At 61.2% G+C, this 22,049-nt stretch carries 20 protein-coding genes; 9 read left to right on the forward strand and 11 right to left on the reverse strand.

Annotated elements, in window-relative coordinates; all coding sequences use genetic code 11:
• Nucleotides 1-676 (reverse strand): Orn/Lys/Arg decarboxylase N-terminal domain-containing protein (locus tag KGB28_RS15890; protein ID WP_317853303.1); only part of this gene is annotated, 676 nt, incomplete at its 3' end.
• A 426-nt stretch (nt 677-1,102) separates the two neighbouring features.
• Between KGB28_RS15890 and KGB28_RS15895 the strand changes: the two genes are divergently transcribed.
• Nucleotides 1,103-1,885, forward strand: a complete 783-nt coding sequence (locus tag KGB28_RS15895) for a DeoR/GlpR family DNA-binding transcription regulator (RefSeq protein WP_223446477.1) — start codon at nt 1,103-1,105, stop codon at nt 1,883-1,885.
• A 176-nt stretch (nt 1,886-2,061) separates the two neighbouring features.
• Here the strand turns inward: KGB28_RS15895 and KGB28_RS15900 are convergent, their stop codons facing one another.
• From KGB28_RS15900 to KGB28_RS15930, 7 genes are all read right to left on the reverse strand, one after another.
• A complete protein-coding gene (locus KGB28_RS15900; protein ID WP_223446480.1) occupies nt 2,062-3,345 on the reverse strand; it encodes an NAD(P)/FAD-dependent oxidoreductase in 1,284 nt (427 codons plus the stop codon).
• A gap of 478 nt (nt 3,346-3,823) precedes the next feature.
• The gene (gene chrA, locus KGB28_RS15905; RefSeq protein ID WP_223446482.1) at nt 3,824-5,182 is read right to left on the reverse strand and encodes a chromate efflux transporter; all 1,359 of its coding nucleotides are present in this window, start codon (nt 5,180-5,182) and stop codon (nt 3,824-3,826) included.
• A gap of 42 nt (nt 5,183-5,224) precedes the next feature.
• Nucleotides 5,225-5,713, reverse strand: coding sequence for a molybdopterin synthase catalytic subunit MoaE (gene moaE, locus KGB28_RS15910; protein WP_223446484.1), 489 nt, complete (start codon nt 5,711-5,713; stop codon nt 5,225-5,227).
• A gap of 3 nt (nt 5,714-5,716) precedes the next feature.
• The gene (gene moaD / locus KGB28_RS15915) at nt 5,717-5,968 is read right to left on the reverse strand and encodes a molybdopterin converting factor subunit 1 (RefSeq protein WP_046044028.1); all 252 of its coding nucleotides are present in this window, start codon (nt 5,966-5,968) and stop codon (nt 5,717-5,719) included.
• Nucleotides 5,965-6,471: a cyclic pyranopterin monophosphate synthase MoaC gene (moaC, locus tag KGB28_RS15920; RefSeq protein ID WP_223446486.1), complete on the reverse strand. Its 507-nt coding sequence runs from the start codon at nt 6,469-6,471 to the stop codon at nt 5,965-5,967. The genes moaD and moaC overlap by 4 nt, the downstream gene beginning before the upstream one ends.
• 43 nt (nt 6,472-6,514) lie before the next feature.
• The gene (gene fdhD / locus KGB28_RS15925; RefSeq protein ID WP_223446488.1) at nt 6,515-7,342 is read right to left on the reverse strand and encodes a formate dehydrogenase accessory sulfurtransferase FdhD; all 828 of its coding nucleotides are present in this window, start codon (nt 7,340-7,342) and stop codon (nt 6,515-6,517) included.
• A 146-nt stretch (nt 7,343-7,488) separates the two neighbouring features.
• Entirely contained in the window at nt 7,489-8,379 is an 891-nt protein-coding gene (locus KGB28_RS15930) for a LysR family transcriptional regulator (protein WP_223446489.1), read from the reverse strand.
• A gap of 287 nt (nt 8,380-8,666) precedes the next feature.
• Between KGB28_RS15930 and moaB the strand changes: the two genes are divergently transcribed.
• Nucleotides 8,667-9,206, forward strand: coding sequence for a molybdenum cofactor biosynthesis protein B (gene moaB / locus KGB28_RS15935; RefSeq protein WP_007976036.1), 540 nt, complete (start codon nt 8,667-8,669; stop codon nt 9,204-9,206).
• Nucleotides 9,203-10,408 (forward strand): gephyrin-like molybdotransferase Glp, encoded by a 1,206-nt coding sequence (gene glp, locus KGB28_RS15940; protein WP_223446491.1) that lies wholly within the window; start codon nt 9,203-9,205, stop codon nt 10,406-10,408. The genes moaB and glp overlap by 4 nt, the downstream gene beginning before the upstream one ends.
• 585 nt (nt 10,409-10,993) lie before the next feature.
• Here the strand turns inward: glp and KGB28_RS15945 are convergent.
• Nucleotides 10,994-11,893: a bestrophin family protein gene (locus KGB28_RS15945; protein ID WP_223446492.1), complete on the reverse strand. Its 900-nt coding sequence runs from the start codon at nt 11,891-11,893 to the stop codon at nt 10,994-10,996.
• A 5-nt stretch (nt 11,894-11,898) separates the two neighbouring features.
• Nucleotides 11,899-12,897 (reverse strand): GTP 3',8-cyclase MoaA, encoded by a 999-nt coding sequence (gene moaA, locus KGB28_RS15950; protein WP_223446494.1) that lies wholly within the window; start codon nt 12,895-12,897, stop codon nt 11,899-11,901.
• Nucleotides 12,898-13,332: 435 nt separating this feature from the next.
• Between moaA and KGB28_RS15955 the strand changes: the two genes are divergently transcribed.
• The 4 genes from KGB28_RS15955 (at nt 13,333) to KGB28_RS15970 (ending at nt 18,376) form a co-directional block, all read left to right on the forward strand.
• Entirely contained in the window at nt 13,333-15,657 is a 2,325-nt protein-coding gene (locus KGB28_RS15955) for an FdhF/YdeP family oxidoreductase (protein ID WP_223446495.1), read from the forward strand.
• Between the two features lie 121 nt (nt 15,658-15,778).
• Nucleotides 15,779-17,200 (forward strand): cytochrome ubiquinol oxidase subunit I, encoded by a 1,422-nt coding sequence (locus KGB28_RS15960; protein ID WP_223446497.1) that lies wholly within the window; start codon nt 15,779-15,781, stop codon nt 17,198-17,200.
• A 17-nt stretch (nt 17,201-17,217) separates the two neighbouring features.
• Complete coding sequence (gene cydB / locus KGB28_RS15965) at nt 17,218-18,234, forward strand: cytochrome d ubiquinol oxidase subunit II (protein ID WP_223446499.1); 1,017 nt, start codon at nt 17,218-17,220, stop codon at nt 18,232-18,234.
• A complete protein-coding gene (locus KGB28_RS15970) occupies nt 18,221-18,376 on the forward strand; it encodes a DUF2474 domain-containing protein (RefSeq protein ID WP_223446501.1) in 156 nt (51 codons plus the stop codon). Before cydB ends, KGB28_RS15970 begins: the two co-directional genes overlap by 14 nt.
• 869 nt (nt 18,377-19,245) lie before the next feature.
• On the opposite strand, the gene KGB28_RS15975 is transcribed toward KGB28_RS15970, so the two are convergent.
• On the reverse strand, nt 19,246-20,097 hold the full coding sequence (locus tag KGB28_RS15975) for a CAP domain-containing protein (RefSeq protein WP_223446503.1): 852 nt from the start codon (nt 20,095-20,097) through the stop codon (nt 19,246-19,248).
• Between the two features lie 142 nt (nt 20,098-20,239).
• Between KGB28_RS15975 and KGB28_RS15980 the strand changes: the two genes are divergently transcribed.
• Both KGB28_RS15980 and KGB28_RS15985 read left to right on the forward strand, forming a co-directional pair.
• The gene (locus tag KGB28_RS15980) at nt 20,240-20,860 is read left to right on the forward strand and encodes a cell wall hydrolase (protein ID WP_223446506.1); all 621 of its coding nucleotides are present in this window, start codon (nt 20,240-20,242) and stop codon (nt 20,858-20,860) included.
• 198 nt (nt 20,861-21,058) lie between these two features.
• Entirely contained in the window at nt 21,059-22,036 is a 978-nt protein-coding gene (locus tag KGB28_RS15985) for an NAD-dependent epimerase (RefSeq protein WP_223446508.1), read from the forward strand.
• Nucleotides 22,037-22,049 lie beyond the last annotated feature (13 nt).

The raw sequence follows: 22,049 nt of genomic DNA on the forward strand, positions 1-22,049 counted from the left end.
GCACCAGGTCGCCGGGGGTCAACAGGGCGTTGGTCACCACCTTGTTCGACGCCGAGGTGCCGTTGAGCACGAAGTAGGTCTTGTCCGCGTTGAACACCTGCGCGGCGTGCTTCTGCGCCAGCAGCGCAGGGCCTTCGTGGATCAGCAGGTCACCGAGCTTGACGTCGGCGTTGCACATGTCGGCGCGAAACAGCGTCTCGCCGAAGAAGTCGAAAAACTGCCGACCGGCCGGATGTTTGCGAAAGAACTGGCCGCCCTGGTGGCCGGGGCAGGCAAAGGTCGCGTTGGCCGCCTCGGTGTAGTGCTTGAGCGAATCGAAGAACGGCGGCAGCAGGCTTGCTTCATAGGCCTTGGCGGCGGTTTCCAGTTGGTTGCCGTGGTATTCGACGTTGCTGGGGGACAGGTCGAAGATGCCGTTCACTTGCAGCAGCACGTCATTGAGGTGTTTGTAGACTTCCCGGGGGTGGGTACTGGTGCCGGGGGACGCCACCAGGAAAATCGGAATATCAAAACCGGTGCGCTGAATGGCGTCGAGGGATCCGGCCAGCACATCATTGACCGACACCACGGCCACGGCGACGTCGGTGAAGTCGGTGTGACCGAGCGGGACCACCTCCCGGGCGTTCAGGAAACAGGCGGATGCGCCTTCACTGGCGGCGATTTTCAGGGCTTTCATCGGTGGTGTCTCCTGGCGGGCATTCAATTGTCCGCAGCTTTTTTAGAGATCAACTTCCGGGGGAGCCTTCCAGTTCCCCTGATCGGAAATCGTGTCACCACTGTTTATAGAGCATATTCCTGATCTGTCAGGCTTTTACCGCGACCTTGCACATCTTGACGCCCCGCGACCTGTCGGTCAGGCGTGAACCAGCGCAATCGTGAACGAGACCACGATCATGCAGGCAAAAGCAAAATTGATATTCATGAAGTTTCCATCCGAAACATGAGTGACGGCGTCATCTTGAACAGGTCACAGGAAAATGAAAAATTCGGCGTAATGATTTGAAAGATCGAAAAAAATGATACTTGGCCGGTTCGTTGTTTTTGCTCCGGGTTGCGGATACTCTCGTGTAACACGCTATTACATGCATAAACGAGCAAAAACATGCACGACAACCATTCCGCTGGCGAACTTCCATCGGTGCGCCGGCAAAAAATCCTGTTGATCCTCGAACGTGACGGCAAGGTCATGGCCTCGGAGTTGAGCCAGCATTTCGTGGTGTCCGAAGACACCATCCGCCGGGATCTGGCGGAACTGGCCAGTGTCGGCCTGGTGCAGCGAGTACACGGCGGGGCGTTGCCGCGGCCCAAAGACACCGGCAAGGACTATTTCACCCGGATCAGCGAAACCGACGAGGTGAAAACCCATCTGGCGCAACTGGCCGCGCAACGGGTGCAGGACGGCCAGATCGTGGTGTTCGATTCCGGCACCACCACCTTGCAGATCGCGCGTTCGCTGCCGGTGGAGATCGCCATTACCGCGATCACCGCGTCGCCGATGACGGCCATTACCTTGTCCGAATACAAAGGCATCAAGGTGATTCTGGCGGGCGGCCAGCTCAACCCGGCGACGATGTCGGCCAGCGGCCACGAAACCCTGCGGCTGCTGGCGGGGATCAAGGCCGATCTGTTGTTTACCGGGGTTTGCGCGCTTCACCCGCAGGTGGGCTTGAGCTCACTGCATTTTGACGAAGTGCCGGTGAAACAGGCGATGCTCGACTGTGCCTCCCACGTGATTGCCGTCACCACAGCGGACAAGCTCGGCGCGGTGGAGCCCTTTGTCGTCGCGCCTTGCAACCGCGTGCACACGCTGATCACCGAACGGCATGTGGCGTCAGGCAATGTCGAGGACTATCGGGCGCTGGGGATCGAGGTGGTGCAGGCTTGAGCATTTTTTGCTGGCAGATGTATTGAATGTACTGGCCTCTTCGCGAGCAAGCCCGCTCCCACAGGGATCTTGGGTGACCACATTTTTGCGGTCACTGAAAATCAAAATGTGGGAGCGGGCTTGCTCGCGAAGAGGCCAGCACAAACAACATCAATGCCGGATGTGCAGCCAATGGCTCAACGCAATCGCTCAAGCATCTGGTAGTACCACATGCCGGCGGCGAGCATCGGGTTGCCGAGCAGGTCGCCCATGGGTACGCGTATGTGCTGGCAGGCGGCGAAGGTGTCGTACTGTTCCAGTTTTCCTGTGATCGCCCGGCCCATGATTTCGCCCATGATGTGAGTGGTGGCGATGCCGTGGCCGGAGTAGCCCTGGCAATACCAGACGTTGTCCGACAGCTTGCCCAGTTGCGGGATGCGGTTGATCACGATGCCCATCGCGCAGCTCCACTGGTAGTCGATGGCCACGCCCTTGAGCGCCGGGAAGGTCTGCTCGATGCACGGGCGCAGCTCGGCGGCGATGTCACGTGAATCCTTGCCGCTGTAGTTGGCGCCGCCACCGAACAACAGGCGACCGTCGGCGGTGAGGCGGTAGTAGTCGAGTACAAAACGGCAGTCGTAGACCGCCAGGTCCTCAGGGTTGATCTGCCTGGCCAGATCGCCCAGCGGCGCGGTGGTGACGATGCCGCCCATGGCCGGGAAAATCTTGCCCTTGAGCTTGCCCGGTTCCAGCTTGTGGTAGACGTCGCCGGCCAGCAGCACCTGGTTGGCGTCGATCTGCCCGTGGGCGGTGCGTATCCCAGGCGTGTCGCCGTGGATGATCTCCAGTACTTCGCTGTTCTCGAAGATCAATGCACCCAGGCTCTCGGCTGCGCGCGCTTCACCGATGCACAGGTTCAATGGATGCAGGTGCATGTTGCGGGTGTTCTTGATCGCGCCGTGGTAGAGGTCGCTTTGCAGCAGGTCGCGCACCTGGCTGCGGTCGAGCAGGCTGACTTCATCGCCCATGCCACGGTGCACCGCCTCTTCGTAATCCTTGCGCAAGCCGACCATGTGCGCGGGTTTGTACGCCGCATGCAGGTGGCCGTGCTTGAGGTCGCAGGCGATGCCGTACTTTTCCACGCGCTGCTGGATGATCTGGTGCCCGCGCCAGCGCAGGTTCCAGATGAAATCGTCGACTTCATCACCGATGGTGCGGCGCATCTGTTTGCGCATGGCCTCGTCACCCGACAGGCTGCCGGTGACCTGGCCGCCGTTGCGCCCGGTGGCGCCCCAGCCGATCTTGTGGCTTTCGACGATGGCCACCTTCAGGCCTTTTTCGGCCAGCTCGACTGCGGTGGCCACGCCGGTGAAACCGCCGCCGATGATCACCACGTCAACCCGGTGCCGGCCTTGCAGAGTCGGGTAATCGGTGTCCTGGTTGAGGGTGGCGGTGTAATAGGAATTGCAACGTTGAGTCATGTCGGTGTCCAGGCAGAATTGGGAGAAACCAATGCCGGTCAGGTGAGCGCAGTCATTGTGGGAGCGGGCTTGCTCGCGAAGGCGTACTTTCAGCCGATATCAGTGCTGAATGACACACCGCTTTCGCGAGCAAGCCCGCTCCCACAGGTTCTGTGTATGGCTGAGCTTCACGCGGACCGGGATAGCGAAGGAGGGGGGCTCGCCGATCAGGCGGGCAGGGTGCTATCCGGCGGACGTGCGGAGTGACGCAGTTTGGAGCGGCGCAGGGCCATGGGCAGGTTGACGATGCGCTTCATGCAATGCCGTCCACGGCCAGCAGCGAGGTGGCCAGGTTCGAAATGTTCAGCAGGTGCTGTTCTGACGGCAAAGTACGCATGGCGCAGGTTTCCGGCGGCGGAAATCGTCGGTGGCGAGTGGAACAAGCCATCCGGGGATGGCTGGATACTAGGGAGGATTGGGCCGCGTGTAAATGTTTGATTCAGAACATCAGGTGCACGACAAGGCCGATCAACCCGCAGCCGATCAAAACCTCGATCACTCCGCGCTTGAAACGAAGCAATGCAACGCCCGCCACAATCGCGATCAGCAGCGAAGGCCAGTCCAGTGCTCCTTCGAAGCCTTTGGGCCACAGTACGTGGTAGCCAAAGAAACAGGCCAGATTGAGAATCACGCCGACCACGGCGGCCGTAATGGCTGTCAGTGGAGCGGTGAACTTGAGTTCGTTGTGCGTCGATTCCACCAGCGGCCCGCCGGCGAGGATGAACAGGAACGAAGGCAGGAAGGTGAACCAGGTCACCAGCGTGGCGGCCACGGCACCGGCGACAAACGCTTGATCCGGCCCGAAGACCTGAAGCACGTAGGCGCCGATAAAGCCGACGAAGGCGACGACCATGATCAACGGACCGGGCGTGGTTTCACCGAGCGCCAGGCCGTCGATCATCTGCGTCGGCGTCAGCCATGCGTAGTGACCGACCGCGCCCTGGTAGACATACGGCAGTACCGCGTAGGCGCCGCCGAAGGTCAGCAACGCGGCCTTGGTGAAGAACCAGGCCATCTGGGTCAGCGTGCCTTCCCAGCCGAACAGTGCGGTGAGCATGGCCATGGGCAACGTCCACAAGATCGCACCGATCACGGCCAGGCGCGCCAGTTTCCAGCCGCTGAAGCGGGCGTGTCCGGGGGTTGGGGTGTCATCGTCGATCACGGCCGGACCGAAGGACTTTTTCGCCGCGCTGTGGCCACCGGTCCTGAATTTTTCCGGTGCCAGGCGTCCGCCGAAAAAGCCGATGACCGCCGCGCCGAGCACGATCAGCGGAAACGGCATATTGAGCACGAAGATGGCCACGAAGGACGCGGCGGCGATGCCCCATAACCAGCCGTTCTTCAGCGCCCGCGAGCCGATCCGGTGAGCCGCCTGCACCACGATTGCTGTGACCGCGGGCTTGATCCCGTAGAACAGTCCGGCGACCACGGGCACTTCGCCAAAGGCGATGTACACCCAGGACAGCGCAATCAGGATGAACAACGATGGCAACACAAACAGCACGCCAGCGATCACACCGCCCCAGGTCCGGTGCATCAGCCAGCCGATGTAGGTCGCCAACTGCTGGGCCTCGGGCCCGGGCAGCAACATGCAATAGTTGAGGGCATGCAGAAAGCGCCGCTCGGAGATCCAGCGCCGGCGCTCGACCAGCTCCTGATGCATGATCGAAATCTGCCCTGCCGGCCCGCCGAAACTGATGAAGCCAAGCTTGAGCCAGAACAGGAAGGCTTCGCGCAGGCTGATGGACCGGGGCTGCTGCACATCCTGTTGGGTGATCGGGGAGGGCGTGGGGCTCAAGCGGAAACTCCTTGTGCAGAAAGCTTTGAGCCAAGACTGTAGCTACGCCGGGGCGCGTTGCATAGCCGCCTGATGCTGCGTATCTGCCCAGCGCTCGAGGGCTGAGCGGTCGCTGTCACGGGCATCGACCCAGCGTGCGCCGCTCTCTACGTCTTCGCGTTTCCAGAACGGCGCGTCGGTTTTCAGGTAGTCCATGATGAACGCACAGGCTTCGAAAGCGGCTTGACGATGGGGGCTGCTGACGCCGACAAACACAATCGGCTCGCTGATCGACAACGGGCCGATCCGGTGCACGACCTCCACGGCCCGGAGTGGCCATCGGGCCCTGGCGTTGTCGATGATTGTTTGCAGCGAGCGTTCGGTCATGCCCGGGTAGTGCTCCAGAAACAACCCGGCGACCGCCTCGCCCTGATTGATGTCGCGCACGTAGCCGACGAAGTTGACCACGGCACCCACCCCTGGATCATTCGCCTGCAGGCTGTCGATCAGCCGGCCGATGTCGAATACTTCACGCTGGACCCGAACCGTCATGCCTCAACCCCCGGTAACCGGTGGAAAGAAGGCGATCTCGTCATAGTCCTCGATCACCCGGTCTGGATGGCACAGCTCCTGGTTCAGCGCGCACATCAGGTTGTTTTCACCGAGCACATGGCTCCATAGCTCACCGCGAGCCATCAGCAGTCGGCGCACGTCCTCGATGGTCTTGAGGCTGTCGGTCAGGGGTAGTTTTTCGCCGCCCAGGTTGAGCTGCTCGCGGTAACGGGCGAAGTAATTGATCAGGATCATTGTGCGTCCTCGAACTTGAAATGACCGGAGCGGCCACCTTGTTTACTCAACAGCCGAATGTCATCGATGACCATGCCGCGGTCCACCGCCTTGCACATGTCGTAGAGGGTCAGCGCCGCCACGCTGACGGCGGTCAGGGCTTCGAGTTCGACCCCGGTCTGGCCCTCGACGCGGCAGGTGCCGAGGATTTTCACGCTGTCCGGTGTGCAGGCCTTGAGTTCGACGTGGATCGAACTGAGCAGCAGGGTGTGGCACAGCGGGATCAGCTCATGGGTTTTCTTCGCCGCCATGATTCCGGCGATCCGCGCCACGGCAAATACATCGCCCTTGGGGTGGCCGTCGCTTTGAATCAGCTTCAGGGTTTCCGGGCGCATCCGCACCCAGGCCTGGGCCTGGGCTTCGCGCTGCGTCGGGGCTTTTTCGCTGACATCGACCATGTTGGCGCGACCCTGGCGGTCGAGGTGGGTCAGGCCATCGGGCGATGCATCTGCAATGTCTGTCATGGGAGGTTCCTGCGCTTGCCAGCTCGGTGATCGGGTGAAGGCATCATGCCGGGCTGTAAATGCGTGGTGCGTTGCGGTGGGGGACGTGAATCAGGTTGAGGCGATGCTTGATTGCCCACTGCACGGTCAGGGCGGTGGGCGCCGACAGGCTGACCAGCGTGCCGAGCCTGGCCCTGACGGCCTTGTGAATCAGTTCCAGGCTGCAACGGCTGGTGACCACGGTGAAGCCGCTAAGGCTGTCGATGCCGGCGTGTTGCAGGGCCCCGATCAACTTGTCCAGCGCGTTGTGGCGGCCGATGTCTTCGCGGCAGATCTGTGCATTGCCTTCGCTGTCGAAGTACAGCGCTGCGTGCAGTGCGCCGCTGCTGCGGGCCATTTGTTGGGCCTGTTCGATGCGATTGCGGATGTCGATGAAATGCTCGGCGGGCGGCAGCGCAACCGGGTCGAGAATCTCCAGTTTCGGCAGGGCCTGCTCCAGCGCTTCCACACCGCACAGCCCGCATCCACTGGTGCCGGCCATTTGCCGGCGATGGTTCTTCAACGCCCAGAACGCGCGGCTGGAGATCTGCACGTCTGCTTGAACGGCCTGGTCGAAATGGGTGAGGCGCAGGTCGTAGATTTCGCTCTGATCCGCAACGATGTCGTTGCTGACACTGAAACCACGGATGAAATCTTCGAGGTTGCCCGGCGATACCATCATCACGGCCTGGCTCAAACCGTTGTAGGTGATTGCCAGGGCAATCTCTGATGCCAGCGCCGCCTGACAAACTGACGCGGCATTGTCGTACTCGCGAAAGTTCACATTCAGCGGTTTGGGCGCGGGGGCGTTAGTGTCGCTTCGAACATCGGTTTGTTCAACTTTGCACAACATGAAAAGAACCTCGAAGCGCTGAATTAAGTTCAGGCTACGGGTAACTTTTTAATGCGTCCAATCGCTTGTTCCGATGTGCTGATTGGTGATGTCTATCAAGCTGGGCAAACATGTCCGGTTCGGGTTTATATAAAACCGCAACTTGATCAGTGGGTCCGGCTGAATAACGTTCGTGCTTCGGCGAAACACTTCTCGGCAATCGCCGAGCGCGGTTCGGTCTTGCGCATCACCAGGCCCAGGGGCGCGAGCACGCTGGCATCCGGCAATTCGATGAACGACAGGTGTTCGATGGGCTCTTCCAGGCCGCTGTCCAGCGGCATGATCGCGCAGCAGAAACCTTCGTGGATCGCCTGCAGCAACTGGTAGGTCGAATCGCTTTCGAGGATCGGCTGTGGGTCCAGTCCGCGGCTGCGAAAGCTCAGGTCGATGGATTTGCGGTAGTGCATGCCGTTGCTGAGCATTCCCAGTGGCAGTTCGGCGGCGTCCTCCCAGCTCATTTGCGTGCCGTCGAAATGGAAGTGGCGGTTGTCGTACAGCAGGCCGACGCGGGTCTCGCCGATCTCGAAAAACTCGAAATAGCTCGGGTTGACGTGATCGAGGTAGCACACGCCCAGGTCCAGCTGATTGTTGCCAAGGCCCTCGATGATCTGGTCGGAACTCAAGGACGACAGGCTGTACTTGAGCTCGGGAAAGCTGCGGGACAGGCCCTGGATGTAGGTCACGGGGTTGAAGCTGCTCAGCGGCACCAGCCCCAGGCGCAAGTTGCCGACGAGCTGGCCCCGGCACGCGGCGGCCTCGGCGAAGAGCCCGTCGTGGGCGGCCAGCAGGGTCCTGGCCCACGCCAGTACGCGTTCGCCGGCCTCGGTAAAACCTTCGAAGCGCTGACCCCGGGTGACCAGCACCAGGTCCAGTTCATCCTCCAGGTTGCGCAGGCGCATCGACAGCGTCGGCTGGGTGATGTGGCAGCGCGCGGCCGCCTGGCCGAAGTGGCGGGTCTGCTCCAGGGCGATCAGGAACTTGAGTTGTTTGATGTCCATGACGGCACCTGCTGGCGGGGGGAGTGAAGGGGTAAGTATTGACTCAGGTGCGCAAGACACAAGGCGAGGCAGGAATCGTGAGGTGCGGACGATCTCATTGTCTTTGGTGTGCGTCCAATCACTGGTATTTAAGATGTTATCGATGCGCTCTATCGTCGATGGTTTTTCTGGTCTTTTTATATTGATAGATAGGCTCGATAGTCTGGTTGGTTAGAGTGATTAGACACGGTTTGATTTATCGAATTAGTCTCCGGAAGTCATTTAATAAATATCTGCCGGAGAACCCCATGAGCGTCAAACCGGATGCATTGTTTATACCCCTGAATATTGCCGTGCTGACCGTCAGCGATACCCGTGAATATGCCAATGACACCTCCGGCCAATTACTCGTCAGTCGCTTGCTGGAAGCCGGCCATACCCTCAGCGAGCGCAACCTGCTCAAGGACGACCTGTACAAGATCCGCGCGCAGGTGGCGAACTGGATTGCCGACGACGGCATCCAGGTGGTGCTGATCACGGGCGGCACCGGGTTCACCGGCCGCGACAGCACACCCGAGGCCGTGGCCTGTTTGCTGGATAAGCAGATCGATGGCTTCGGTGAGCTGTTCCGGGCGATTTCGATCCTCGACATCGGCACCTCCACGGTGCAGAGCCGGGCGCTGGCCGGGTTGGCCAATGGCACGCTGGTCTGCTGCCTGCCTGGTTCCACGGGTGCCTGCCGCACCGCCTGGGAAGGCATCCTCGCCGAGCAACTCGACGCGCGCCACCGGCCGTGCAATTTCGTACCGCACCTCAAACCGGTGCAAGCCTGCGGGACGCGGGGATGAGCACTTCACCGCTGATGTCGGTGGAGCAAGCCATCGACCGGCTGCTGACAATGGCCGAGGCGCAGCGGATTGAAGACAGTGAGGCGGTACCCCTAAACGCCGCCAGGCAACGGGTGTTGGCCAATGACCTGGTGGCGACCCTCGATCTGCCGCCGTGGCCGAACAGTGCCATGGACGGCTATGCCCTGAATCTCGACGGTTGGGGCGGGGAGCCGCTGACCGTGTCGCAGCAGGTGTTTGCCGGTCACGCCCCCAAAGCCCTGGCACCGGGAACCTGCGCGCGCATCTTCACCGGCGCCCCGGTTCCGCCGGGCGCCAACTGCGTGGAGATGCAGGAGAACACGCAGGTACTGGATGACGGACGTATCCGTTTCAAGCAGCCCCTGAGCGCCGCCAGCAACATCCGCCCGCAAGGCCAGGAGAACCGCGTCGGCGATGTGCTGCTGCGCGCCGGCAAGCGCCTCGGCCCATTCGAACTGGCGGTCGCGGCAGCGCAGGGCTGCACCCATGTGCAGGTCGTGCGGCGACCACGGGTGGCGTTGCTGTCCACCGGCGATGAACTGGTCGAGCCGGGCACGCCTCTCAAGCCCGGCAGCCTCTACAACAGCAACCGCACCTTGTTGAGTCATTGGTTGAGTGCGTTGGGTTGCGAGGTCATCGATGCCGGCATTCTCCCCGACGAGCCACGCCAGACGCGGCTCAAGCTCGAACAGCTGCAACACACGGCGGACCTGATGCTCAGCACGGGCGGGGTGTCCGCCGGCGACGCCGACTGCCTCGGCCAGGTGCTGCGCGAGTGCGGCAAGCCGTTGCTGTGGAAACTCTCGATCAAACCCGGCAAGCCATTGACCGTGGGCCACTTCGGCCGCGTGCCGGTGATTGGCCTGCCGGGCAATCCGACATCGGCGTTGGTGACTTTCGGCCTGTTGGCTCGGGTTTATCTGTTGCGCATTCAGGGGGTCGAAGACGTCGAGCCCTTGAGCTTCCCGGTCAGTGTCGGCTTTGCCTGGCCCAAACCCGGAAGCCGCCGCGAGTACCTGCGGGCGAAACTCGAAGCCGGTCGCGCGGTGCTCTATCCGAACCAGAGCTCAGGCGTTTTGTTGGGGGCATCCTGGGCCGATGGGCTGGTGGAAGTGCCGGAAGGCTGCGCACTGGAAATGGGCGACACGGCGCGGTTCATACCCTTCAGCGAACTGTTCTGACACTGCCCCTGTGGGAGCGAGCCTGCTCGCGAAAAGCCGGTACATCCAACACAGATATTGCCTGACCCACCGCTTTCGCGAGCAAGCCCGCTCCCACAGTTTTTGATCTTCAGTGAACGCTAATCCCACGGCCGGCCACAGCCCGCTCCCACAGTTTTGATCTTCAATGAATGCAAATTCTGCGGTGGGCCACAATACCTGTGGGAGCGGGCTTGCCCGCGAAGAGGCCGGCACATTCAACAGAGATGTTGGCAGACCCACCGCCATCGCGAGCAGGCTCGCTCCTACAGTTTTGCTCTTCAGTGAACCCGAGTCCTGCGACCACCCGCAGTACCCTGTGGGAGCGGGCTTGCCCGCGAAGAGGCCGGCACATCCAACAGAGATGTCGCCTGACCTGACGCCTTCGCGAGCAAGCCCGCTCCCACAGTTTTGATCTTCAGTGAACCCGAGTCCTGCGACCACCCGCAGTACCCTGTGGGAGCGGGCTTGCCCGCGAAGAGGCCGGCATATCCAATAGAGATGTCGCCTGACCTGACGCCTTCGCGAGCAAGCCCGCTCCCACAGGTTTTGTGTGTTTACTGAGTCTCAGTTCAACACAAAATCCACCGGTTCCAGTTGTGGCGGCAACTCCGTCACACCCAGCGCAGCCAGCACATCGCGCTCGATGTTGCGCACGATGGCGTCGGTGGGCAGGTCGTTTTCATCGCGGCCGAAGGGGTCTTCCAGTTCATCGGCAATCGCATCCAGGCCAAAAAAGGTGTAGCTGACAATCGCGGTGAATATCGGTGTCAGCCAGCCCAGGGGTTCGGCCATGGCAAACGGCAAAAGGATGCAGAACAGGTAGATGGTGCGGTGCAGCAACAGGGTGTAGGGGAACGGCAGAGGGGTGTTCTTGATCCGTTCACAGACAGCCTGGGCGTGGGTCAGGCTGGTCAGATGGTTGGCCATGAGCGTGTAGCGCCAGTCGTTGATCGCCCCGGACTCGTTGAGTGCCGAGCACTGTTGACCGACCTGCATCAGTATCTGCCCGCTGATGTCCGTGGTGTTGCCCTTGGGCATCGGGTGCAGCCAGTCGCCACTGGCGGCCATTTCGTTTTCCTGGCGCAGGCGCGCGTTGAGGGCATGGACGAAGCCGCAAAGGTTGCTGAGGATCCTGTGGCGTTCAGCCGTGTCCTTGATCACCAGGGTTTCACGAATCATCGAGCGGATCTCCACGATCACATCGCCCCAGGCCTTGCGCGCTTCATACCAGCGGTCGTAGCAGGCGTTGTTGCGAAAGCTCATGAAGATCGACAGCGACAAACCCAGCAGCGTGAAGGGCGTGGCGCTGACTTTGGAAAAGTAGCTGGGGTGCAAGGTTTCGATGAGCACGATGGCCGAGGCGAGCAGCGTCACCATCAGACTGCGCCAGGCGATGCGCTTGGCAATCGAACCCTTGAGCGACGTCAGCACGCCGATCAGGTTGGGTTTGGGTCTCACGATCATGGGTTTCAGCCGCCCGTCATGTTCATGAATCGAACAACCTGAACGTCGTCGTTCACTTCGAAGTTGTGTCGATAAGGCTTGAGTTTCATCGCCTCGATAATGGCCTTTTCCAGGCGCTCGGGCTGTCCGGGGTGGCTGCGCAAGACAGCCTTGAGATCCACCGAGTGCTCATTGCCCAGGCACAGCAGCAGACGTCCTTCCACGGTCAGCCGCACCCGATTGCAGGTGCCGCAAAAGTTGTGGCTGTGGGGCGAGATGAACCCCAGGCGAATCTGCGGCGCCTCGGCCAGGCGCCAGTAGCGCGATGGACCCTGGGTCGACTCGGCGGAATCAATCAAAGTGTAGCGTTCGGCGATGCGTTCGCGGACCTGGCTGCTTGCGAAAAACGATTCGGCGCGGCTGTGCTCGTCGATGGTGCCCAACGGCATTTCCTCGATGAAGGAGATGTCGAGGTTACGGTCGATGGCGAAGCTCACCAGATCATTGATCTCGTGATCGTTGCGGCCTTTCATCACCACGCAATTGAGCTTGGTGTTGCGAAAACCGGCCTGGTTGGCGGCGTCGATGCCCTTGATCACCTGCGCCAGGTCACCGGAGCGGGTCAGTTCGCGAAAACGTTGCGGGTCCAGGCAGTCGAGGCTGATGTTGAGGCGCTTGACCCCGGCGTCGAACAACGGCCCGGCCAGTTTGGGCAGCTGCGAACCATTGGTGGTCATGCACAGTTCACGCAGGCCGGGCAGGGCGGCGATCTTCTCGCACAGTTGCACCACGCCCGGACGGATCAACGGCTCGCCCCCGGTCAGGCGGATCTTGCGGGTGCCCAGCGCCACGAAGCTTTGTGCCAGCTGATAAATCTCTTCCAGGGTCAGCACCCGTTGCCGGGGCAGAAACTGCATGTCCTCGGCCATGCAGTACACGCAACGGAAATCGCAGCGGTCGGTGACCGACATCCGTAGATAGTCCACGCGCCTTGCAAACCCATCGATCAGGACTCGTTCTGACATGATTTCCTCTCCTGGCACCGAAAAACCTGTAGGAGCGAGCTCTGCTCGCGATGGTCGTTAACGATTACGCGTGCTTTCTGGTTACACGCGGTGCTCTTGGGTCCATCGCGAGCAGGCTCGCTCCTACAGTACGAATTCCGTTAATGACGGATTTGTTGAGCGCAGGCTAAGAGCAACTTCAGCGGGCGTCCAATCACTATTGATGACCGGGTGATCGACCGGCTCTATGATGAACTTTATTTTGTGATTAAAAGAGCTTTAAGTGATTTTAAGTAATTGAAAAACAAGGATAAAAATCCGTGATAGAGCGTTTCGATAATGCGGTCATAAATAGCGATTAGACAGTAATTAAACGCCATTCATATGCTTTCTCCGCAAATCGAACAATGACCTGAATCAGGTCGAAGCCTGTGTGCATTGTCACGGAGAAGTACCATGTCTCAAGTCGACCGATACAAACCCTATAAAGGTGCCGCCGCTGGTTGGGGCGCGCTGATCGCTGTTACCAAGAACTGGCTGGGCAGTGAAAACGCGCTGAAGAACATTCGCGCCATGCTCAAGACCAACCAGAACGGCGGGTTCGACTGCCCCGGTTGCGCCTGGGGCGAGTCGCCGGAAAACGGCATGGTCAAGTTCTGCGAGAACGGCGCCAAGGCGGTTAACTGGGAAGCCACGGGCCGTTTGGTCGACCCGGCCTTCTTCAACAAATACAGCGTCTCGGCGCTGGCCGAGCAGAGCGATTACTGGCTGGAGTATCAGGGCCGCCTGACCCACCCGATGCGCTATGACGCGGCCACCGACCGCTACGTGGAAACCACCTGGGACGAAGCGTTCGCGACGATCGCCCGGCACCTCAATGCGCTGGAATCGCCGGATCAGGCCGAGTTCTACACCTCGGGCCGGGCCAGCAACGAGGCCGCCTTTCTCTATCAGCTGTTCGTCCGGGCCTACGGCACCAACAATTTTCCGGACTGCTCGAACATGTGCCACGAAGCCAGCGCGGTGAGCATGATCGAAAGCCTCGGCGTGGGTAAAGGCACCGTGGTGTTCGACGACCTGGAGCATGCCGACGCGATCTTCGTCATCGGCCAGAACCCCGGCACCAACCACCCGCGGATGCTCGAGCCGTTGCGCGAAGCGGTCAAGCGCGGCGCACAGGTGATCTGCATCAACCCGCTCAAGGAGCGCGGACTGGAGCGCTTCCAGCATCCACAGCATCCGATCGAAATGTTGCTGAACGGCTCCGAGCCCACCAACACCGCGTACTTCCGCCCGGCACTGGGCGGTGATATGGCGGTCATGCGCGGCATGGTCAAGTTCCTGCTGCAGTGGGAGCGCGAAGCACAGGTCAGCGGTGGCGAGCCGGTGTTCGACCACGAGTTCATCGCCCAACACACCTCGGGAATGGGCACCTACCTGGGGGAAGTCGACGCCACCAGTTGGGAGCACATCGAGCAGCAGTCGGGCATGCCTTTGGCTGACATCGAACTCGCCGCTCGCATGTACGCCCGGTCCAAGCGGGTGATCATGTGCTGGGCGATGGGCCTGACCCAGCACACGCACTCGGTGCCGACGCTGCAGGAAGTCATCAACCTGATGCTGCTGCGCGGCAACGTCGGCCGTCCGGGCGCGGGGCTGTCGCCGGTGCGGGGTCACAGTAACGTGCAGGGCGACCGCACCATGGGCATCAACGAACTGGCGCCTGCGGATTTGCTCGATGCCCTGGAAAAACGCTTCTCCTTCAAGCCGTCGCGTGAGCATGGTCACAACACCGTGATGGCGATCGGCGCAATGGAGCAGGGACGTTCGAAAGTGTTTATCGCCCTGGGCGGCAACTTCGCCCAGGCCACCCCCGACACGCCGCGCACCCACGCCGCGTTGCGCAAATGCGACCTCACTGTGCACATCGCCACCAAGCTTAACCGCAGCCATCTGGTCACCGGTCGTGAAGCGCTGATCCTGCCGTGCCTGGGCCGCACCGACATCGACATCCAGGCCGAAGGGCCGCAAGGCGTCACCGTGGAAGACACCTTCAGCATGATCCACATCTCCCACGGTCAACTGAAACCGAAGTCGAAACACCTGCGCTCCGAGCCTGCGATCATTGCCGGCATCGCCGCCGCGACACTGGGCAAGCACCCGATCGACTGGAACTGGGCCATCGGCGACTACGGCCGCATCCGCAACATGATTGCCGACACCATTCCCGGCTTCGAAGACTTCAACCGGCGTTTGCTGCATCCGGGCGGCTTCCATATGCCGAATGATGCGGCCAAGCGCATCTGGAAAACCGCCAGCGGCAAGGCTCAGTTCACCCCGAGCGTGCTGCCGGAGCACCTGATCAGCGAGGGCGTGCGCAACCTGGCGGTCAAGCCGCACCTGATCCTGCAGACCATGCGCTCCCACGATCAGTACAACACCACGCTGTACGGCCTGGATGACCGCTATCGCGGGGTGTACGGCATGCGCGACGTGGTGTTCGCCAACGAGCAGGACATTCGCCGGCTGGGCTTTGAGCCGGGGCAGAAGGTCGACCTGGTGGCGCTGTGGGACGACGAGCGCGAGCGTCGGGTCAGCGGTTTCACCCTGATCGCCTACGACATTCCGGCCGGTCAGGCAGCGGCGTACTACCCCGAGACCAACCCGCTGGTACCGCTGGAAAGTTACGGTGACCGCACCTTCACCCCGACTTCCAAGTTCATCGCCATCCGGCTGGAACAGGCGAAGGCCAGCAACCTGATTTCGACTTCCGCCGCCTGACACCGGGGGCGGCCCGATGCCGCTCGCGTAACCCTTTCGACTTGTGTTGGCTGCAGGCCCCCCGGCCTGACGGTGGCCCGGCCGTGTGCCGCCGTTTTTCAGCCGCGATGAGGATATCGACATGTTTAACCTGGAGGCACTGGACCTGGCGCGCATGCAATTCGCGTTCACGGTTTCGTTCCACATCATCTTTCCCGCCATCACCATCGGGCTGGCCAGTTTCCTGGCAGTGCTCGAAGGGCTTTGGCTGAAGACCCACAACGACACCTACCGCGATCTCTACCATTTCTGGTCGAAGATCTTCGCCGTCAACTTCGGTATGGGCGTGGTCTCGGGGCTGGTCATGGCCTACGAGTTCGGCACCAACTGGAGCCGTTTCTCCGACTTCGCCGGCAGCATCACCGGGCCCTTGCTGACCTATGAAGTGCTCACGGCGTTCTTCCTCGAGGCCGGTTTCCTCGGGGTCATGCTGTTCGGCTGGAACCGGGTAGGGCGCGGCTTGCACTTCTTCTCGACGGTCATGGTCGCCATCGGCACGCTGATTTCGACCTTCTGGATTCTTGCGTCCAACAGCTGGATGCAAACGCCCCAGGGCTTCGAGATCGTCGACGGTCGAGTGATGCCGCTGGACTGGCTGGCCATCGTGTTCAACCCGTCGTTCCCGTACCGCCTGGCGCACATGGCGATTGCCGCGTTCGTGGCCACGGCGTTCTTTGTCGGCTCGTCGGCGGCGTGGCACCTGCTGCGCGGCAACGACACCAAGCAAGTGCGCAAGATGCTGTCGATGGCATTGTGGATGGCCTTGATCGTCTGCCCGATCCAGGCAGTGGTCGGTGACGCCCACGGCTTGAACACCCTGGAACACCAACCGGCGAAGATCGCGGCCATCGAAGGGCACTGGGAAAACAACGGCAGCGAAGCCACGCCGCTGGTGCTGTTCGGCATCCCCGACATGCAGGCCGAGAAAACCAGATACGCCATCGAAATTCCGTACCTGGGCAGCCTGATCCTGACCCACAGCCTCGACAAGCAGATCCCGGCGCTCAAGAGCTTCCCGAAAGAGGACCGGCCGAATGCGACGGTGGTCTTCTGGAGTTTCCGTGTCATGGCCGGGCTGGGCATGTTGATGGTGCTGGCCGGCGTGCTTGGCCTGGCCCTGCGCCGCAGCGGTGCCATCTACCGCAATCGCTGGTTCCTGCGCCTGATGTTGTGGATGGGGCCAAGTGGCCTGATCGCCATGCTGGCCGGGTGGATCACCACCGAAGTCGGGCGTCAGCCGTGGGTGGTGTATGGCCTGCTGCGTACCGCCGATGCCGCGTCCAATCACAGCGTTGCACAGCTAAGCATCTCGCTGGCGCTGTTCGTGGTGATCTATTTCTCGGTGTTCACCGTGGGCATCGGCTACATGATGAAACTGGTCGGCAAAGGGCCGCAGCCGCATCACGGACACCCCGTCGACGGGCATTCCGATCAGGTCATCACACCGCGCCGGCCGCTGTCCGCCGACGCTGAAATCCTCGAAACCGACGCCCGCGTCAATTGAAGGAAGGGAGTTGAGTCATGGGTATTCAAGGTATCGATTTATCGCTGATCTGGGGCGTGATCATCGCCTTCGGCGTGATGATGTACGTGATCATGGACGGCTTCGACCTGGGGTTGGGCATTCTGTTTCCGCTGATCCCGGATGCGAAGGAACGCGATGTGATGATGAACACCGTGGCACCGGTCTGGGACGGCAACGAGACCTGGCTGGTGCTGGGTGGCGCGGCGCTGTATGGCGCGTTCCCGCTGGCCTATTCGGTGATTCTGGAAGCGTTGTACCTGCCGCTGATCCTGATGTTGTGCGGCTTGATCTTTCGCGGTGTGGCGTTCGAGTTTCGCTTCAAGGCCAGCCCTGAAAAACGTCATGTCTGGGACATGGCGTTCATCGGCGGTTCGCTGCTGGCGACCTTCTCCCAGGGCGTGGTGATCGGTGCCTACATCGCCGGCATCCCGGTGGTCGACCGCCAGTTCGCCGGTGGTTCGCTGGACTGGCTGGCACCGTTTCCGCTGTTCTGCGGAGTCGGTCTGATCGTCGCTTATGCATTGCTCGGCAGCACCTGGTTGCTGGTCAAGACCGAAGGCATGCTCGAATCGCGCATGCGCCTGTTCACCCGGCCCCTGGCCTGGCTGCTGTTGGCGGTGATCGGCGTGATCTGCGTGTGGACGCCGATCCTGCATCCGGACATCGCCACCCGCTGGTTTGCCCATGCGCACCTGGCGGTGTTCGGTGGCCTGGCGGTGTTGGCCTTGCTGGCGATGTTCGGCTTGCTCAAGACCCTGCGCCAGCGCCACACCCATTGGCCGTTCGCCTTCACCCTGATGCTGGTGTTCCTGGGCTACATCGGCCTGGCGTTCAGCATCTGGCCGAACATCGTGCCGCCGTCGATCAGCCTGTGGGCAGCGGCGTCACCGCCGACCAGCCAGTTGTTCATCCTGATCGGCGCGCTGTTCATCCTGCCGATCATCCTGATGTACACGGTCTGGAGCTACTACGTGTTCCGCGGCAAAGTGAGGATTGGCGATGGCTACCATTGATTCCCGTGAACCAGCACCGGCGCCTTGGTACAAGCGCTTTGGATGGCTGGTGTTGATCTGGCTGGGCAGTGTGGTTGCGTTGGGTGTGGTGGCGGGGGCGTTGCGGATGTTGATGCATGCGGCCGGGATGAGTAGCCATTGATGGCAAGTCATTAGAGGGTTCCAGTTCACTTTGAGGCGTATGTATGGATTGGATTGGGTGAATATCCATTTTTGCGGTAATGGCCACTAACGGTTCCGCCCTTACGGCGGGTCACTTGGAAGAGCCCCAAGTAACCAAGGGCTCTTGCCCCTTACGTTCGGTGCCTCGCCAAGGCTCGGCATGCCCTCGCTCCGGTCCTGCTCCGTGGGCCCGCCGCCATCGGCCATCCATGGCCGGCGGCGGCTAACCCGGCATCCATGCCGGGTTGCCCACTGCGCAGAACCTCCTCTCGGCCTCTCGAGGGGGCGTGCACCGCAACAGCAAAAGCGAGGCGGCCTTACAGCCGACCTGATCGCAGATGAACTCGTTTCCCTGTAGGAGCGAAGCTTGCTCGCGATGGACGTCAACGATAACGCGTGCTGTCTGAATGATCGCGTTGTTCAGGCGTTTTTCGCGAGCAAGCATCGCTCCTACAGGTACGAAGTAGCTCTCGCTTTTGATCTTGATCTGCCCCGTCGGAAGGCCGAGCGCAGGTTCTGCGCAGTGGGCAACCCGGCATGGATGCCGGGTTAGCCGCGTACGGCCATGGATGGCCGATCGCGGCGGGCCCACGGAGCAGGACCGGAGCGAGGGTATGCCGAGCCTAGGCGAGGCACCGTACGTCAGGGGCAAAAGCGTTTGGTTACTTTGCGCCGGGCGGCGCTCCGCTTTTCAAAGTGACCCGCTGTAAAAGCGGAACCGTTAGTGGCCGTTACCAAAGAAACGGATATGTACACCATCGGCTGCACAGTCCACCCACGACACACTCTGTGCGCCAAGGACTTCAGTCTCGCCGCAAAAGTTTTCTTAAAGGGCACAGAGTCTTGTCTTTACTGAGCTCCAAACATCGCCGTCCAGTAAATCCCCGCATCGCTCTTCGGATCGGTCGCATACGCCGCGCCCAGTTCGCGGAACTGCGGGTTCATCAGGTTGGCGCAGTGGCCGGGGCTGACCAGCCAGCCTTCGACCACCTTGCGTACGCTGTCCTGCCCGGCGGCGATGTTTTCGCCGATCTGCTGGAAGTTGTAGCCTGCCAGTTCCGCGCGGTCACCCGGAGTGCGGCCGTCGCGGTCCTTGTGGTCGAAGAAGTTGTTGTTGGCCATGGAGCGCGAGTGGGTTTCGGCGGCGGTGGCCAGCGTGGCGTTCCAGGCCAGCGGCGCGGTCGCATTGAAAGACTGGGTGCCGCATTGACGCGGCTTGGCCCGTGCGGCGTTGAGTTCGATGAGCAGCTTCTGGCCCTCGGTCTGCCAGTCGCCCAAGCGTGAACTCAGCAGTGGTCGCGCCAGGACGATGCGCCACTGATTATCCTGGCGGCTGACGCCGACATCGACGAATTGCGGGTCGAGGACGATCTGGCAAAAGCTCTCCTGGATCGCCTTCATCGCCGCGGCCGCATCGCGAGGCCCGGACAGGCTGATGGCCTGCACATTCTTCATGGGATAACCGGCAGTGGCCATGGCCTGCTGCAGATTACCGATGCTCGGGGCGGTCAGTACCAGGCGCGGGTCGGCCGACAGCGGCGGAAGTTCCGATGAAACCTGGCCGGCGCAGCGCTGCAGTTGGCTGCGATAGACGTTGATCGATTCGACCAATTGCGCTTCGTCGGCTGCCACGGCGTTGGCGGCGAATACCAGGCCCAGTGACACACCGGCCAAACGCATTGCGGATGAAATGAAACCCATGAAAATCCCCCTTGAGCAGATTGCGCCCATGATGCGCGAAGTTGGCCCAGCTAAGACAACGGATTTATCCAGAGTGTAGTGGGGTGGGCGAAATCATTTCACTACTAGACTCAATTGAACCACTCACCGAGTGACACCGACCATGCGCTTCGACTGGATCGCCACTTGCCTCGCCCTGACGTTGCTTGGCGGCCCGGTGTCCGCTGCGGATCAAGCGCAAAAACAGCAAGCGGCCGAGAACAAGGCCGAGGTGCTGGAACAGAAAGCCGCTGAGAATAAAAGCCCCGCACCGGCGCCCAAGGCCGAAGCCATTACCCCGTCCGAAGTCCAGGCCGTTGACCCGGCCGGCGCCGCGCCGCTGGACGATGCGATCACGTGCCTGGCCCGGTCCATTTACTGGGAAGCCAGGGGCAAGGACGCCGCCGACATGGAGGCGGTGGCCAATGTGGTCATGAATCGCCTGGGCCACGAGGGCTTTCCGGACACGGTGTGCAAAGTGGTCAAGCAGGGTTCTGAGACCAAGAGCTGCGAGTTTTCCTGGTGGTGTGACGGCAAATCCGATTCGGTCCAGGAAGAGGTGCCTTACACGATGGCCAAGGAAATCGCGCGCAAGGCCCTGAACAAGGAACTGCCGGATCGTACCCAGGGTGCCCTGTATTTCCATGATCGTACCGTCAAGCCGGATTGGGCCAGGCAATACATCTGGACCGTGGATATCGGCTTGTTCCGGTTTTACAAACCCCATGGCGGATCGGCCAGATAGCCGCGGTGTTTTCGGCCAGATATTTTATTTTTCCGAGGTAGCGCGAGGCGTTATCCAAACTGAAATGTGTCTGTTTTATAAGCTTCATAACGCAACCGTGCGCGAATGACGCCATAAGCAGGGACTACACATGAAGTTGACGAGGGTCCGGATCAGTAACCTCGCGTCGATTGCGACGCAGTCGCTGGCGCGTTTCCCATGACCGTCCTGGTCACCGGTGCGGCCGGTTTCATCGGCTTTCATACGGTCCAGCGCTTGTGCCGCGAGGGTCAGGAGGTCGTCGGTATCGACAACCTCAACGACTACTACGACGTGGAACTCAAGCACGCACGCCTCAAGGTGCTGGAGACTTTGCCGGGTTTTCGTTTCCGGAAAATGGACATCGTCGACAAACCGGCCCTGATGAGCCTGTTTCAGGAGCACGCTTTTACCGAGGTGGTGCACCTGGCTGCCCAGGCCGGGGTGCGCTACTCGCTGGACAACCCGGATGTCTATGGGCAATCGAACCTGGTGGGTTTCCTCAATGTGCTGGAAGCCTGTCGGCACCATCGCCCCGAGCACCTGATCTACGCCTCGAGCAGCTCGGTGTACGGCGCCAACAGCAAGATGCCGTTCAGTGTCGAGGACCCTGTTGAACATCCCGTCTCGCTGTACGCCGCCAGCAAGCGCGCGAATGAACTGCTGGCTGAAAGTTACTGCCATTTGTATGGCCTGAAAGCCAGTGGCCTGCGCTTTTTTACCGTCTATGGCCCCTGGGGTCGCCCGGACATGGCGCTGTTCAAGTTCACCGACGCCATCCTCAAAGGCCTGCCCATCGACATTTACAACCAAGGGCAGATGTCCCGCGACTTCACCTATGTCGACGACATTGTCGAAGGGATCGCCCGACTGCGCCCAAGGCCTCCGGTGGTGGAGGGCTCTGTCGCCGGGGTCAACCGGCTCTTCAACATCGGTCGCGGCATGCCGGTGGCGTTGCTGGATTTCGTCGAGTGCCTGGAGTCAGCCCTGGACCTGCAGGCCCGGCGCAACTACCTGCCGATGCAGGCCGGTGACGTGGTCAAGACCTGGGCCGATGTCTCGGCACTGGCCGAGTGGGTGGGTTTCAGCCCGCAGGTGACGCTGGAAACCGGCGTAAGAGCATTTGTGAAGTGGTATCGGCAGTTCTACCGGATTTGAAGCGTTCGCCGCT

This window comes from Pseudomonas sp. BF-R-19 (assembly GCF_019956445.1).
Lineage (GTDB): Bacteria > Pseudomonadota > Gammaproteobacteria > Pseudomonadales > Pseudomonadaceae > Aquipseudomonas > Aquipseudomonas fluorescens_BH.